The organism is uncultured Flavobacterium sp. (assembly GCF_963974175.1).
Taxonomy (GTDB): Bacteria; Bacteroidota; Bacteroidia; order Flavobacteriales; family Flavobacteriaceae; genus Flavobacterium.
The window spans coordinates 22,583-38,094 of sequence record NZ_CAXBBR010000013.1 but is presented as its reverse complement, the minus strand read 5'-3'; the positions used below and the strand labels follow the sequence as shown (position 1 = coordinate 38,094).

General features: G+C 35.9%; 13 protein-coding genes. 5 read left to right on the top strand and 8 right to left on the bottom strand.

What is annotated here, in order from left to right; all coding sequences use genetic code 11:
• The first annotated feature begins 54 nt into the window (after nucleotides 1-54).
• Nucleotides 55-837 (top strand): DUF3050 domain-containing protein, encoded by a 783-nt coding sequence (locus AAC069_RS15840; protein ID WP_339921411.1) that lies wholly within the window; start codon nucleotides 55-57, stop codon nucleotides 835-837.
• A gap of 157 nt (nucleotides 838-994) precedes the next feature.
• Here AAC069_RS15840 and AAC069_RS15835 read toward each other — a convergent pair whose 3' ends face one another.
• The 7 genes from AAC069_RS15835 to AAC069_RS15805 all read right to left on the bottom strand — a co-directional run bounded on the left by AAC069_RS15835 (nucleotide 995) and on the right by AAC069_RS15805 (nucleotide 5,448).
• On the bottom strand, nucleotides 995-1,312 hold the full coding sequence (locus AAC069_RS15835) for a ferredoxin (RefSeq protein ID WP_339921410.1): 318 nt from the start codon (nucleotides 1,310-1,312) through the stop codon (nucleotides 995-997).
• A gap of 144 nt (nucleotides 1,313-1,456) precedes the next feature.
• Nucleotides 1,457-1,696 (bottom strand): NifU family protein, encoded by a 240-nt coding sequence (locus AAC069_RS15830; protein WP_091084945.1) that lies wholly within the window; start codon nucleotides 1,694-1,696, stop codon nucleotides 1,457-1,459.
• Nucleotides 1,697-1,741: 45 nt separating this feature from the next.
• A complete protein-coding gene (locus tag AAC069_RS15825) occupies nucleotides 1,742-2,878 on the bottom strand; it encodes an Mrp/NBP35 family ATP-binding protein (RefSeq protein WP_339921409.1) in 1,137 nt (378 codons plus the stop codon).
• A 193-nt stretch (nucleotides 2,879-3,071) separates the two neighbouring features.
• Nucleotides 3,072-3,398, bottom strand: coding sequence for an MGMT family protein (locus tag AAC069_RS15820; RefSeq protein ID WP_339921408.1), 327 nt, complete (start codon nucleotides 3,396-3,398; stop codon nucleotides 3,072-3,074).
• 50 nt (nucleotides 3,399-3,448) lie between these two features.
• Nucleotides 3,449-4,084, bottom strand: a complete 636-nt coding sequence (locus AAC069_RS15815) for a LysE family transporter (RefSeq protein ID WP_339921407.1) — start codon at nucleotides 4,082-4,084, stop codon at nucleotides 3,449-3,451.
• Nucleotides 4,085-4,138: 54 nt separating this feature from the next.
• Nucleotides 4,139-4,816 carry a tRNA (guanosine(46)-N7)-methyltransferase TrmB gene (gene trmB / locus AAC069_RS15810; protein ID WP_339921406.1) on the bottom strand — a complete coding sequence of 226 codons (678 nt, stop codon included), beginning with the start codon at nucleotides 4,814-4,816 and terminating at the stop codon, nucleotides 4,139-4,141.
• 122 nt (nucleotides 4,817-4,938) lie between these two features.
• Nucleotides 4,939-5,448: a nuclear transport factor 2 family protein gene (locus tag AAC069_RS15805; protein ID WP_339921405.1), complete on the bottom strand. Its 510-nt coding sequence runs from the start codon at nucleotides 5,446-5,448 to the stop codon at nucleotides 4,939-4,941.
• A gap of 162 nt (nucleotides 5,449-5,610) precedes the next feature.
• Between AAC069_RS15805 and AAC069_RS15800 the strand changes: the two genes are divergently transcribed.
• From AAC069_RS15800 to AAC069_RS15785, 4 genes are all read left to right on the top strand, one after another.
• Nucleotides 5,611-7,221: a L,D-transpeptidase family protein gene (locus AAC069_RS15800; RefSeq protein ID WP_339921404.1), complete on the top strand. Its 1,611-nt coding sequence runs from the start codon at nucleotides 5,611-5,613 to the stop codon at nucleotides 7,219-7,221.
• Between the two features lie 213 nt (nucleotides 7,222-7,434).
• On the top strand, nucleotides 7,435-9,003 hold the full coding sequence (locus AAC069_RS15795) for a L,D-transpeptidase family protein (protein WP_339921403.1): 1,569 nt from the start codon (nucleotides 7,435-7,437) through the stop codon (nucleotides 9,001-9,003).
• A 108-nt stretch (nucleotides 9,004-9,111) separates the two neighbouring features.
• Entirely contained in the window at nucleotides 9,112-11,154 is a 2,043-nt protein-coding gene (locus AAC069_RS15790) for a M13 family metallopeptidase (RefSeq protein ID WP_339921402.1), read from the top strand.
• A gap of 290 nt (nucleotides 11,155-11,444) precedes the next feature.
• Nucleotides 11,445-13,043, top strand: coding sequence for a L,D-transpeptidase family protein (locus tag AAC069_RS15785; RefSeq protein ID WP_339921401.1), 1,599 nt, complete (start codon nucleotides 11,445-11,447; stop codon nucleotides 13,041-13,043).
• A 184-nt stretch (nucleotides 13,044-13,227) separates the two neighbouring features.
• Here AAC069_RS15785 and AAC069_RS15780 read toward each other — a convergent pair whose 3' ends face one another.
• Nucleotides 13,228-15,324: a prolyl oligopeptidase family serine peptidase gene (locus tag AAC069_RS15780; RefSeq protein ID WP_339921436.1), complete on the bottom strand. Its 2,097-nt coding sequence runs from the start codon at nucleotides 15,322-15,324 to the stop codon at nucleotides 13,228-13,230.
• Between the last annotated feature and the right edge of the window lie 188 nt (nucleotides 15,325-15,512).

Sequence of the window (15,512 nt, the reverse complement as noted above, 5' to 3'; positions counted from 1 at the left end):
CAAAAGCTTCTTGGAAACAAGAAGCTTTTTTATATTTACAGCAAAATAACACCTATGAACATTCAAAATATAAACAACGCGATTGAACCACAAAAAAAGATCCTGTTGCAACACCCTTTATACGCAAAAGTAAAAACAATCGAAGATTTGAAGTCTTTCTTAGAAAGCCATGTATTTGCCGTTTGGGATTTTATGTCTTTACTAAAAGCATTACAGTCTAAACTAACCTGCACTACAACTCCTTGGTTTGCCACTAAAAATCCAGAAACAAGGTACTTAATCAACGAAATCGTACTGGCAGAAGAATCCGACCTTACTCTTGATGGTCGCAGACAAAGCCATTATGAAATGTATATCGAAGCCATGCAAGATTGTGGTGCGAGCACGCTTGAAATTGAAAGTTTCCTGGCAGAAATAAATTCGTTACAAAATATCTTTGTAGCTATAAAAACTAGCAATTTACACCCCAACATTAAAGCATTTCTAGATTTCACTTTTAGCGTTATAGAACAAGGTAAACCACATGAAATTGCAGCTGCCTTTACCTTTGGAAGAGAAGATTTAATCCCGAGTATGTTTACGGAAATTCTTAAAAATTTTCAAACTAATTTTCCTGATACTGATTTAAGAAAATTGATTTATTATTTTGAAAGACATATCGAACTAGATGCTGATGAGCATGGACCTATGGCGATGAAGATGATTACTGAACTATGTGGTGAGGATGCTCAAAAATGGACAGAAGTCAAAGAAATTTCGGTTATGGCTTTAGATAAAAGAATAGGTCTTTGGGATGCTATCGAAGAAATCATTGCAATGAAAGTCGAGATGGTTTAATCTTTTTTGCATCTAATGGCGCTAATTTTCTGTATTTATTATTATGATTGAATGCCTTTTATTTACTGTTTTGAAAAAACAAATGGTACAATCCTAATTGCAGTAAAGGACATAACAATAACTAAAAAAAGCGTCACAATTAAATGTGACGCTTTTTTTAATTTTCCGGAGCCAGCTCTAATTCTAGTCCTTCTAAACTTTCGGTGATTGGAATTTGACATCCCAAGCGGCTATTTGCTTTGACATAAAACGCCTCTGAGAGCATCGCTTCTTCATCGTCTCCCATTTCGGGCAGGGGAACATCATTAAGCACATAACATTGACATGAGGCACACATTGCCATTCCTCCACAAGTACCTTCCACAGGAAGCTCATACGCTTTACATAGCTCCATGATATTCATGGCCATATCTGTGGGAGCTTGTAATTCATGCACTACTCCTTCTCTATCCTTAATTTTTATTAATACATCCATAATTAAATTATAGTTATAAGTTTTTACGTTTAGTTAATACCGTTGCGTGAGTGATAAAAGTGGGGAGTTCTCCAATTATACTTTGGAAGAATACAACAAAAAGCACGTCCCCGCTCTTTTAAGCAGGGATACGGCCAAAATATTTTATAGGATGTTCACAACAGTTTCTATTTGTGGAGCAAACTTTTTAATAGTCGTTTCCACTCCGGCTCTCAATGTCATTTGGTTCACGCTACAGCTGGTGCAGGCTCCTTCAAGTCTAACTTTGACATGCTTGCCTTCTTCGATGGAAATTAAAGTAATGTCTCCACCGTCTGAATTCAAAAAGGGTCTGATTTCCTCTAGTGCTTTTTGAACTTCTGTTGTTAATTCTTCTGTTGTCATTTTATTTTATTTAAAGATAATAATAGCGAACTATCTAATCTTATATTATTTTTTAACTGCTGAACAGCCTGCCATTGTTGTAATCTTAACGGCTTCTGAAGCAGGTAAATTTTCATTTCGTTTTACAGTTTCCTGCACAACATTACGAGTCACTTCGTCAAAAATATGCTCCACTGCAGATGCAGTTTGCATTGCCGCTGGACGACCGTAATCTCCAGCTTCACGGATAGATTGTACGATAGGTATTCCGCCTAAAAATGGAACTCCCAAGTCTTCAGCTAAGTTTTTCGCTCCATCTTTCCCAAAAAGATAATACTTGTTGTCAGGTAATTCTTCAGGTGTAAAATAAGCCATGTTCTCGATTATCCCTAAAACAGGAACATTAATTGCCTCAGACATAAACATAGAAACTCCTTTCTTAGCATCAGCCAAAGCTACAGCTTGCGGTGTACTAACTACTACAACTCCCGTTATTGGCAAAGCCTGAACGATCGAAAGGTGAATATCTCCAGTTCCTGGAGGTAGATCGATTAACATGAAATCCAATTCACCCCAATCTGCATCAAAAATCATTTGGTTCAATGCTTTAGAAGCCATTGGTCCTCTCCAGATTACAGCCTGGCTAGGTGCAGTGAAAAAACCAATCGATAGTATTTTCACTTCGTAGCTCTCTACTGGTTTCATTTTAGATTTACCGTCAACAACTACTGAAACTGGTTTTTCATTTTCTACATCAAACATGATTGGCATAGAAGGTCCATAGATATCAGCGTCTAATACACCAACACTAAATCCCATTTTTGCCAATGTTACCGCTAGATTTGCAGTCACTGTAGATTTCCCTACTCCCCCTTTACCAGAGGCAATAGCGATTATATTTTTTATTCCTGGAATAGCTTTTCCTTTTATTTGATTTGGACTTTCAGCTACAGCTGCTTCCACTTTAGTATTTACTTTAACTTTTGCTTCTGGCGAAACTAAGTCGTGGATTATTTTTTTAATATCTTCTTCCGCACGTTTCTTGATGTGCATCGCTGGGGTGTGCAATACTAAATCAACAACAACCTCATCTCCAAAAGTGACTACGTTTGCAACCGCTCCGCTTTCCACCATATTCTTTCCTTCTCCAGCTATAGTAATTGTTTCTAAAGCTTTAAGAATTTCTTTTCTATCTAATTTCATTATAATTGTACTGTTTTCAATTGGTATTTACAGTTGAAACGTTATGTTTATTTAAACTGATTTCAGATTGTAAAGATACTATGAAAAGTTCTTATTTTAAAGGATTTGCATTGCATTTATTGATACAGAAATTAACCCCAGTTATTTATTTAAAAATAGTATCAATTTCTAAAGTAGATATTTAGTTAAAAACCTAAGTCTCAATTTCTGGTTGCCAAAAATATTTCTCAAAATTTACAATTTGATTCTCGACCACTTCAATTCCTTCACTTTCTAATAATTGCTGCATAAGGTTAGTACCATCAAAATGGAATTTCCCAGTAAGCAATCCGTTTCTGTTCACCACACGGTGCGCGGGAACATCATCCATATCGTGTGAGGAATTCATTGCCCAGCCTACCATTCTGGCTGAACGGGCTGTTCCTAACGCTTTTGCAATAGCGCCATAAGAAGTGACTTTCCCGTAAGGAATTTGTCTTGCGACAGCATAAACCCTTTCGAAGAAATTCTCGTTTGACATAGTTTTAAATTATAAAAATGGTAAAAGTCGATTCGCAAGTACGCACCACACTATCTTAAATAATATCTTATGATATTGAATAAAGTAATTATTGAAACTACTCCCGTTATACTACCAATAATAGTATTCATATTCCGCAATAGATAATCCGCTTTGTCTTCTATTTTTTGAAAGAAGGTAATATAAAAGTAAAAAACAAGGGTAGATCCTAATACCGCCCCGATAACAAAAGTAAGAATCGAGCTTGCATTAAAAGAAAAGATATGATAGGAAGAAAGCGTTATACTAACAAAAACGTAATAGGGAATTGGAAAGAAATTAAGCGCCGAGAGTAACATTCCAAGAAAAAAACGTTTCTTTTTACTGCTTTTCTTGATTTTTGCTTTCTTAATTTTTGGTTTTTTGGCTATCCACAAAAAATAAACCGTCAAAGCGCCAAATATCCCAAAGCCTATCTCACGTAATAAAATGACAATATCCGGTCGGATATTTATAACTCGGGCAAATAATATAGCCAAGTAAGCTTGAAAAAAAATAATTATTACTGCCCCAAATACAAACCAGATAGCATTTCTTTTCCCTTCCTTTAAGTTCACTTTAGCTGCTGTCATATTGAGCAATCCTGGCGGAGTAATCCCTATTAAAGCAGTAATAAAACCAGAAAGTAAAGATATAATTAAATTCATAGGCAGGGTGTCAGCATTCACAAAAGGCAACCAATTCAAACTTTAAAAAAATAATTACTCTTTAATTTTGAATCGAATATACGTAATTGCTTTGTTAACTTCCAAATATTGTTTTTCGTAAAAAGTCTGAAAAGCAGTTACTTCCTCCGGACTTCCTTCGTTAACATATACGTTGTGATTCGCATACAAAACTTCGTGCCCTTCACCATGAAGTAAACCCAGTGTATATCCATGCATGAATTCACTGTCTGTTTTAAGATTTACAACACCGTCTTTTTTAAGTACTTTTTTATACAACTGCAGAAACTCAGAATTTGTCATTCTATGTTTGGTACGTTTGTATTTAATTTGAGGATCTGGAAAAGTTATCCAGATTTCATCCACTTCGTTTTCGGCAAAAATATGATTGATTAATTCGATTTGAGTTCGAATAAAAGCTACGTTATGCAATCCTGTCTCTACAGCAGTTTTAGCACCACGCCAAAAACGGGCTCCTTTAATATCTATTCCAATGAAATTTTTATTGGGATATCTTTCGGCAAGACCAACTGAATATTCTCCTTTACCACAACCCAACTCCAAAACTACAGGGTTATCATTTTTAAAGAAATCTGAATTCCATTTCCCTTTTAAAGGAAATAAATCACCTACTACTTCTTCTCTTGTTGGTTGAAAAACATTGGTAAATGTTTCGTTTTCCTTGAACCTTTTTAATTTATTTTTGCTTCCCACGATTTTTCAAATATTTTTGCAAAATTAAGGAAATATATAAGACCGAAGGCCGAACGCAAGAAAAATTAATACCAAGCATATTCAAGCTTGTAAAAAAGCACGATTAATATTAAATTATTTAGCTATTGGTTCGTCTTATTGTAATCCGATATAAGTTTATCTTCTATGGGGGCTTTGATTTTAATAACGGCATTCACATCGTCATTAGGAACAGTCATCGACAAAACATAATGTTTAATTTTCCACTCACCTCCTATTTTCACCAGTACTCCTGAACCTCTGCATATTTTCATTTGTGTATTTAACAATTCGTCAAACCAAGCCATTTCTTTCGTCTTATCGAAATAAATATGGCGTTCCAATGCTGTAAAACTCCAAGCCTTTCCTTTATCAAAATAAGGTTTGGCAAAAACCTGAAAAGCGGACTTTCTCCAATTCTCTGTCGCATCAGTACCGATAAAAATAGCATCATCGGTCATCTTTTCAAAATAGGAATCATACTTTGCGTCTGCTGCTGCTTTATGCCAAGAATCAAGTAAAATATTGATTTTACTCTCATCAGAAACAATAGTATCTTTAGTTGGTTTACAAGACGCTGCAATTAGAATTAGAACGAAAATGATTTTTTTCATGGAGTAAGAATTTAGATAAAAATATAAAATCTACCGCTATTTGAAAGAAAAAATCGAAAAACAGAATTGAATTGGTCGAAAAACCTTCTTTAAACCCTTCTTAATCAATATTAATGAGCTACCAAGGACATAATTATTTACCTTTATATAAATGATTGTACCGTGAAAAATTTAATTTTAACGATTGTAGTTGTTTTATGTGCTTCTTCCTTTGCCGCTTTTTATCATTATAGAAATGAAAACATACCGGCAAATATGATTTCTATTGTCAAAATTTCTCCAAAACAGTCTGATGAAACCTCAATAATTCCTATTGACAAGGCTATTCTTAAAGCATTCTTTATACAATATCCCGATTTAAAAAAATACCAAACCGATGTAAGTGCTTTATATAAAAACAGAGATTACAATTCCATTTGGTATGATAAAAAAGGGCTTATAGAGTTTGCTTATTTACTGTATTCCAAAGTAAACGAACTAGAAGAGGAAGGCCTTAAATCTAGCATAGCGTATGCCTCAGTAATCGGCGGAATATTCAATTCGAACACCCCCAATGAACTTTCACAAACTGAAACAGAGCTACTATTGACTACTATGTATGTGTTTTACGTAAAGAAAGTATTTCAAGGGATTGATGTTACTAAAACAACCGAAATCGGGTGGTTCTTACCCCGGAAAAACATTTCATATGAGAACCTCTTGGATTCTCTTTTAACAGATCCTCAATTATTAAACAAAAATGAAAAACAGCTATTTAGTCAATATTATAGACTTCGTGAAGTCCTGAAAAAATATAGAGCGATAGAACAAAGTGACGACTGGAACCCTATTGACATTGATCCCTCAATAGAATATTACAAAGCGTATGATAGTTCTAAAACTATAGGCCAAATCAGGCATCGCCTTGCTACTATGGGAGATTTAAAACAAGATTCTAAAAGCAATGTTTATGACGAGGAACTAATGGCAGGTGTTATAAATTTCAAAAAAAGAAACGGATACAAAGCCAACAAAATTCTTTCGACCTGGCAAGTTCAACGAATGAATATACCTATAAAGAAATACATCAGTACGATTATGGTAAATATGGAGCGTTGTCGATGGATTGATCCTAAACTCGCAAAGGTCCCCGAATATATAGTTATAAACATTCCGGCTTTTAAACTATTCTATCGGAAAAACGGAAAAAAAGAATTGGAATCTAATTTACTAGTAGGGAAAGCCATGACCGAGACAGTCGTTTTCAGTGGTTCCATCAGTTCCGTTGTCTTTAGTCCGTATTGGATTGTTCCTAGAAGTATCATCGAAAACGAAATAAAACAGGCTATCTTTCAAGACAAAAATTATCTTGAATCTCATGAAATGGAATGGAATAATGGAAACATCATACAGCGACCTGGGGTAAAAAATCCAATGGGATTAGTTAAGTTTATGTTTCCGAATTCTAATGATATTTATTTACACGATACCCCTTATAAAAGTCTATTTGAATTTGATTACCGCGCTTTTAGTCATGGTTGTATCAACATGGACAAAGCCAAAGAACTGGCAATTCTGATACTAAGAGATGATCCAAACTGGACTGCAGAACGCATAAATGAAGCCATGAAAGGAGAAAAACAAACCATCCACATCCTTAAAAATAAAATTCCGGTATATATTGGCTACTTCACTGCCTGGGTTTCTGATGATGGAGCTATTAACTTTTATAACGATCTATACCAAAGAGACGACCGCTTGGCCGATTTACTGTTTTCTGTTGATACAGAATAAGACTGCTTTTACATGTAAAAGATATCGAGACTAATATTTAACATATCGTTAAAAACACTCCGTTTCAATTTAAGTTGCTGTAAACTAAATAAATACCACTTCACTACTTTTATCTAAGTTTCTAAATCACCATACCAAAAGCAACCAACTAAATCGTATTTAATTTTAATGTACTTTAGCATTAGTTTCAAAAGAAAGCATAAGCCCCCTATTATGAGAAAGTTATTTGTATCAATCGCATTTGTTTGCTTCGTGCTTTTACTTACGACAGCATCCTGCAAAAAGAAAGACACTGTCGTGGATGTTACTCCAGACCAAATCGAAACTTCTTTTGACAGTACACTGGTACAAACTTTCTTTACCGATCATCCAAAGCTAAAAAAATATCAACCTGATGTTGAGGAATTGTACCGCAAACATAAATTCCATTATGTATGGTATGACCACAACGGAGTAAATGAATTTGCTAATTTATTACACAACAAACTTAACAACCTGAGGGAAGAAGGAGTCCAAGAGGCCGTCCCTTATAAAGAAAAACTAGATGCAGTTTTCGAAAATTTTGATGGGAATCAGAAACCAAATATTGAAACCGAGCTGCTAAATTCAGCGCTCTATTTTTTTTATGCTGACAATGTATATCATGGCTTAGATGCTAAGAAGTCTGTCGAAATGGAATGGTATCTCCCAAGAAAAAAACAATCTTATGGTAATTATCTCGATTCTCTTTTAATTGACCCATCCTTAATAAACAAAGAGGAGAAAACGGTTTTAAGCCAATATTTTTTACTTAAAAATATCCTAAAAGAATACCGCCAAATAGAACAAAAAGGAGGTTGGAAGACCATAACTATCGATAATGACACCAAGTCCTACGACCTTGGCGACAGCACTACTACAATTGCACAAATAAGACAACGATTATTCATCACAGGAGATTTAACTAAAGATTCTAAAAGCGCCATATATGATAAAGAAATGGCTGCAGGAGTATTAAAATACAAAAGCAGAAGCGGTAGTAAAGCCAATACTAAAATTCTTCCGGCAAATATAAAAGACATGAACATCCCTGTTGGGAAGCGCATAAAAACACTAATTGTCAATATGGAGCGCTGCCGATGGATTTCAAATGACATCACCAAAGCAAAAGAATTGATTGCTATTAATGTTCCTGCTTATCAACTAACGTATTTCAGAAACGGCGTACCCGAATTAAGATCTAATGTTGTAGTGGGTAAAGTGATGAATCAAACCGTCATTTTCAGTGCACCTATGAAATCTATTGTATTTAGCCCTTATTGGAATGTCCCAAAGAGTATCCTTCAAAAAGAAATTCTTCCTGGTATTGAAAAAAACGAAAACTACTTAGAGGAACACGATATGGAGTGGCACGGTGATTACGTGCGACAAAGACCTGGACCTAAAAACTCATTAGGCCTAATAAAGTTTTTGTTTCCTAATTCGAATGCTATTTACTTACACGACACCCCTGCAAAAAGTCTATTCAATAAAGAAGACAGAGCCTTCAGCCACGGTTGTATCCGAGTAGAAAAACCCATCGAATTAGCGACTCTTATCTTGAAAGATGATAAAAAATGGGATAAGCAAAAGATTATAGAAGCCATGAATAGCGGAGAAGAAAAATGGCACACACTTAAAAATAAAATCCCGGTTTACATTGGCTATTTTACCGCTTGGGTAGATGACAAAGGAGAAATTCATTTTTATGAAGACATTTATAATAGGGATGACGAATTAGCGGCATTGTTATTTATAAAATAGTTTTTTTGTGGAGAATGCCCAACTGAAAATACAAAATCTTTATTTTCAGTCATTTAAACCTATGATGATGATTTTTAATTATATTTGATACTGTAAAAAATAACAATTATGAAATTCCAACTCTCCCCGTCTAAAATTGCTTTACTATTACTTCCTATTTTGATTCTTGGCGCATGCAATAAAATTAAATCAGACGAAAAACTAGCGTCCGGCTTATTACTTAAAAACATGGACACTCTTATAAGGCCCGGTGACAATTTTGATGCTTATGTCAACGGAACTTGGCAACGCAATACCGCAATACCAGCAGATAAACCCTCCTATGGTGCTGGATACATGGTCTATGACAAATCTCAGGAAGATGTAAAAGCCATTATAGAAACCGCCGCTAAAAGTAATTCTGCGGCAGGATCCGATGAACAAAAAATCGGCGATTTTTATGGATCGTACATGGATTCTATAGGTAGAAATAAGGTAGGAATCGCTCCACTATTACCCGAATTTAAGAAAATTGATTCTATTTCAAATTATAGTGATTTAGCAGAATACTTTGGCCATGCGAACCAATCCGGAAACAACAGTCCTTTCGTAATCGGGGTTATGGAAGACCTAAAAGACCCTTCTCAATACATGCTGTACGCTTGGCAAGGTGGTCTAGGACTTCCAGACAGAGAGTATTATTTCCTAGAAGACAGTAAATCAAAAGAGATTCGTAAAAAATATGTGACTCATATAGATAAGATGCTTCAGTTGGGTGGTGTTGAAAGCTCGGTTGCACTCGCTCCAAAAATTATGGCTTTAGAAACCTCTTTGGCTGCTAAGCACATGAAAAAAGAGCAAACTCGGGATATGATGAAGCTTTACAACAAATACCCTATTAAAGATTTAAAACAACTCATGCCTGATTTTGACTGGGCTTCCCTGCTAACTACTGCCGGAATCAAAAACCAAAAAAATATTGTCATCCCTCAAGTCGAATATATTAAATCGCTTAATGATATAATAAAAACAACCCCATTAGCCACTTGGAAAGCCTATCTAAAATGGAGTGTAGTTCATGGAGCAGCAACGTCCTTAAATACTGCTTTAGAAAATGAAAATTTCAATTTTTATAGTACAACACTTAGAGGTACGGAAAAACAAAGACCTCTTTGGAGAAGAGGAGTTGAAACAGTAAATAAAAACCTTGGCGAAATAGTTGGTAAGGTGTATGTTGAAAAACACTTCTCCCCAGAAGCTAAAGAAAAAGTAAGTATCTTGGTTAAAAACCTAATCAAAGCTTATGAAGAAAGTATAAAAAAACTAGATTGGATGAGTCCTGAGACGAAAAAACAAGCCTTAGATAAGGTATCTAAATTCACTGTTAAAATTGGCTATCCTGACAAATGGAGGGACTACTCATCTTTAAAAATTATTAAAAATGACTATTTTGGAAATCAACAAAGAGCTACTGCCTTCGAATACAATCGACAACTTAACAAATTAGGCAAAGCCGTTGATCGTACTGAATGGGGTATGACACCACAAACCGTTAATGCCTATTATAATCCTCCATTAAATGAAATTGTATTTCCCGCGGCTATTTTACAGCCCCCTTTTTATGATCCCAATGTAGAAGATGCCGTAAACTATGGTGGGATTGGAGCGGTAATTGGTCATGAGATTGGTCATGGATTTGACGATCAAGGAAGTACTTTCGATGGTGATGGAGTTATGCGCAACTGGTGGACACCGAAAGACCTAGTGGCCTTCAAACAAAAAACCGGAGCATTAGTCGCCCAATATAGTGCATTCAAAGTATTTCCTGATCTAACTGTTAATGGAGAGTTTACACAAGGAGAAAATATTGGTGATCTTGGTGGCTTATCTATTGCCTTGAACGCTTACAAAATGAGTCTTAAAGGAAAAGAATCTCCAGTTTTAGATGGGTTTACAGGAGAACAAAGAATATTTCTTGGCTGGGGACAAGTTTGGCTAGATAAAGCGCGTGAGGACGATTTACGTGGTCAAGTAGCTAACGATCCGCATTCACCTGCAAAATTCAGGATAAACGGTGTTGTCCGCAATATTCCTGAGTTTTATACTGCTTTCAATATAAAACCTACTGATTCCCTATATTTAGCTCCAAATAAAAGAGTTAAAATTTGGTAATTGAATCAAAAAAAATTAGCCGTTAAGACAAATATTCAACCATCATAAAAAACCTCTTGCCTCACGCAGGAGGTTTTTTTTAAACACAAAATCAACAGTGGAAATCAAAAAGATAGAGCTTGTACACTATTGCTCTAATAAATTCGATTTCAGCTATTATTTTGATTTCTACAACTACTGAAATTAGGCATAGCTATTTTATGTTTTCGGCAAAGATTATAACGATTTAACACTTCCATATTCTCCTCGTTTTTTCGTATATTTATAGTTGACACTATAAATTAACTGACATGAAACGCATACTTGTCATTTCGCTTTTTTTAATAAACTGTTTGCTATTAGTAGGACTTCCCACTACAACAAAAGCAAGTAGTCTTTCGACAGTGTCTACTGCTCTCAATTACCAAAAGATCCCTTCCTTTCCCCCGATACCTTTTGACAGTACTTTAGTAGCTCCCTTTTTTGCAAAACACCCAAAGTTCAAATACCTGAAACCAGAAGTTGTCCAGCTCTACAAGAAACACAATTACGAGTTTCTTTGGTATGACAGCAACGGCATGAATGAGTTTGCTGCTTTACTATACAGTAAGGTCAATAACTTAGAGCAAGAAGGAATAAAAACTCGTGTGCCTTATGCGGAGAAATTACAAACCATTTTTCAGGACTTAGAAAATATGGAAAAGTCTGATGTGGAAGTAGAACTTCTTATGTCTTCTCTGTATTTTTTTTATGCTGACCGCGTGTTTAAGGGACTAGATGCGAAACAGACAGTAGAGCTGGGTTGGTATCTTCCTCGAAAAAAACAATCGTATGTCAATCGATTGGACTCTTTACTCCAAGATCCGAGCCTGATTAACAAACAACTTAAAGACCTTCCCGGTCAATATTACCTTTTAAAAGACGCACTTCAAAATTACCGCGACATTGAAAAAAATGGAGGCTGGGATCCAATTGTCTTTCCAAAAACAATAAAATCGCTGAAACCCGGAGATACTTCTGATGTTATCGTACAAGTTAGAAAACGCTTGTTTATCACCCGAGACTTAAAAATTGATTCTCAAAAAAACATATTTGACAATGAGCTATTAGCAGGCATTTTAAAATACAAAGAGCGTAACGCATTCACCACAGATTCTTTATTGTTACCCAAACATATCAGCAGTATGAATATTAACGTTCACGAGCGTATAAAGACTCTTATGGTTAACATGGAGCGCTCGAGATGGATTTCGCTCGGCTTGACAAAAACGGAACAATCGATAGTGGTCAATATCCCTTCTTTTACCCTTACTTATTTTAAAGAAGGCAAGCCTGTACTTGTCTCGAAAGTGGTGGTAGGAAAATCAATGAATAAAACGGCCGTCTTTAGTGGTCAAATGAACCAAATTGTATTTAGTCCGTATTGGAATGTAACTCCAAGTATTTTAAGAAAAGAAATTTTGCCGGCTATTGCCAAAAACAGCAACTATCTGGCCAAACACGATATGGAATGGGTTGGAAACCGTGTGCGACAACGGCCAGGCCCACAAAATGCATTAGGTCAAGTGAAATTTGTTTTTCCAAACTCTCACATTATTTATATGCATGACACCCCATCAAAAACTCTATTTGACAAGGAACAGAGGGCATTTAGCCATGGTTGCATTCGAGTAGCACGTCCAAGAGATTTAGCAATCGAAATTTTAGAGGGTGATACAAATTGGACTGTAGAAAAAATAGATGCAGCCATGAATCGAGAAGTCGAGAAAACTTATAATCTCAAAACTCGAATACCAGTATACATTGGCTATTTCACTGCTTGGGTTGATCGCGAGGGGCAAATCCATTTTTATGAAGATATCTACGGACATGACGAGCGCTTGTCTACAATATTACTTTCCGACTTATAACAAAAATGTATTAAGTTATAGGTAGCGCAAATACAAAACGCCAATCTTCCGATTGGCGTTTTGTTATAAAAAATATCATTGTGTGTCTTAGCCCTAGCCCTGATTGAAGCGGCATCCTCTTGTGGCGGTTTTCGCCATAAGAGATACAGCGGAAAGCGGGAAATAGCTCCTAATCAAACCTTTATTATTTTAATTTTGGCAATGCTTTGAAACCCATATTATAAAGTGTAAATGCCTGGATATCTACATTCTCCTGAATGCTCGCCGCCACTGATTTCCCTGCACCATGACCCGCTTTTACATCAATTCTGATTAATGTTGGGTTAGTTCCTTTTTGCTTTTCCTGTAACTCCGCTGCAAATTTAAAACTGTGCGCAGGAACTACTCTGTCATCGTGATCCCCTGTGGTTACCATAGTTGCCGGATAATGAGTTCCTGCTTTTACGTTGTGTACCGGAGAATATCCTTCGATATATTCAAACATTTCTTTACTGTCTTGTGCTGTTCCATAATCATAAGCCCAACCTGCGCCTGCGGTAAAAGTATGGTAACGCAACATGTCCATCACTCCCACTGCCGGCAAAGCGACTTTCATCAATTCTGGACGCTGTGTCATGGTTGCACCTACTAGCAAACCTCCATTTGACCCACCACGAATGGCAAGAAAATCTGAGGAAGTATATTTTTGAGCAATTAGGTATTCGGCAGCGGCGATGAAATCATCAAATACATTTTGTTTTTGCATTTTAGTTCCTGCATCATGCCATTTTTTTCCATATTCACCACCACCTCTTAAACTTGGTACGGCATAAACGCCTCCGTTTTCCATCCACACCGCATTAGCAATGCTAAAAGCTGGCGTTAGACTCACGTTAAAACCTCCATAACCATAAAGCATCGTTGGGTTTTTACCATCTAATTTTAATCCTTTTTTGTAAGTAATAATCATTGGGATTTTAGTACCGTCTTTGGAAGTATAAAATACTTGTTTGGATTCAAAATCATCGCTTTTAAAGTCCACTTTTGGCTGTGCATAAACCCCTGATTTTCCTGCTTTAGGTTCAAAAGAGTAAATCGTTCCTGGCGTAGTGTAATTAGTAAAAGAATAATACAACACTTTCTCTTTTTTCTTTCCTCCAAAACCACCCGCAGTTCCTACAGCTGGCAATTGAATTTCACGAATTAGTTTCCCATTATAATCATATTGCTTCACCACCGAAACGGCATCTTTCATATAATTAGCAAAGAAAAAGCCTGCTCCTGTCGAAGGTGACAATACATTCTCTGTCTCTGGAATAAAATCAACCCAGTTTGATGGCGACGGATTAGCTGCATTCACGGTTACAATACGTTTATTAGGTGCGTTTAAGTCGGTTTCTATAAACAACTTTGATCCTTCGCTATCAATTATATTATTATCGCTGTTGAAATTGTCAACAATGGTAACAATAGGACTATTTTCTACCGATAAATCCTTAATATACAATTCATTTCCATAGGTAGAATTAGCTGCCGAAATTACTAAATAGCGATCATCTTCTGTAACATATCCTCCTACATACCTGCGCTTTTGATCTGCGCCAAAAATTACCTTATCCTCTTTTTGAGCGGTTCCCAGTTTATGAAAATACAATTTATGTTGGTCTGTTTTAGCAGACAATTCACTTCCTTTTGGTTTCTCGTAACTCGAATAATAAAAACCTTCGTTTCCTCTCCAAGACAATCCACTGAATTTCACATCAATCAATGTGTCTTCTATTATTTTCTTAGATAATGCATCCATAATAATCACTTTTCTCCAGTCGCTTCCGCCTTCTGAAATAGCATAGGCTACAGTTGCTCCATTTTTTGAAAAATCGATTCCTCCTAGCGAGGTGGTTCCATCTTTAGAAAAAGTATTAGGATCTAAGAAAACCTCTTCTTTTCCAGCAGCATCTTTTCTATACATTACGGATTGATTTTGTAATCCGTTATTTTTAGAGTAGTAGGTAAAGTTTCCTTCTTTGGAAGGTGAGCCTATTTTTTCGTAATTCCACAATTTCTCCATGCGGTTTTTAAGCGCATCGCGAAAAGGAATTTGGTTCAAATAACCATAAGTCACTTCGTTTTCAGCCTTAACCCAAGCTGCAGTTTCGGCAGAGCGATCGTCTTCTAACCAACGATACGGGTCAGCTACTTTGGCATCAAAATATTGATCTACCGTTTCTCCTTTTTTGGTTTCTGGATAGTGAATTGTTTTTTGGTTCTGCCCAAAAGAAGCTATTGTGGGTAATACGGCCATTATTAGAATTAGTTTTTTCATTAATATCTTTTTATTGGTTAACAAAAATAAGGAAAATCTCTGGCTCCCCTATGGTAAGAAAAGCGTTAGTAGGATTGGTCGCTCAAAGTCGTTTATTGTTACGCATTTTAAAACATATAAATCATATAAGCTTTTTTAATTTATTATGGATAAAATTTATTCCACAA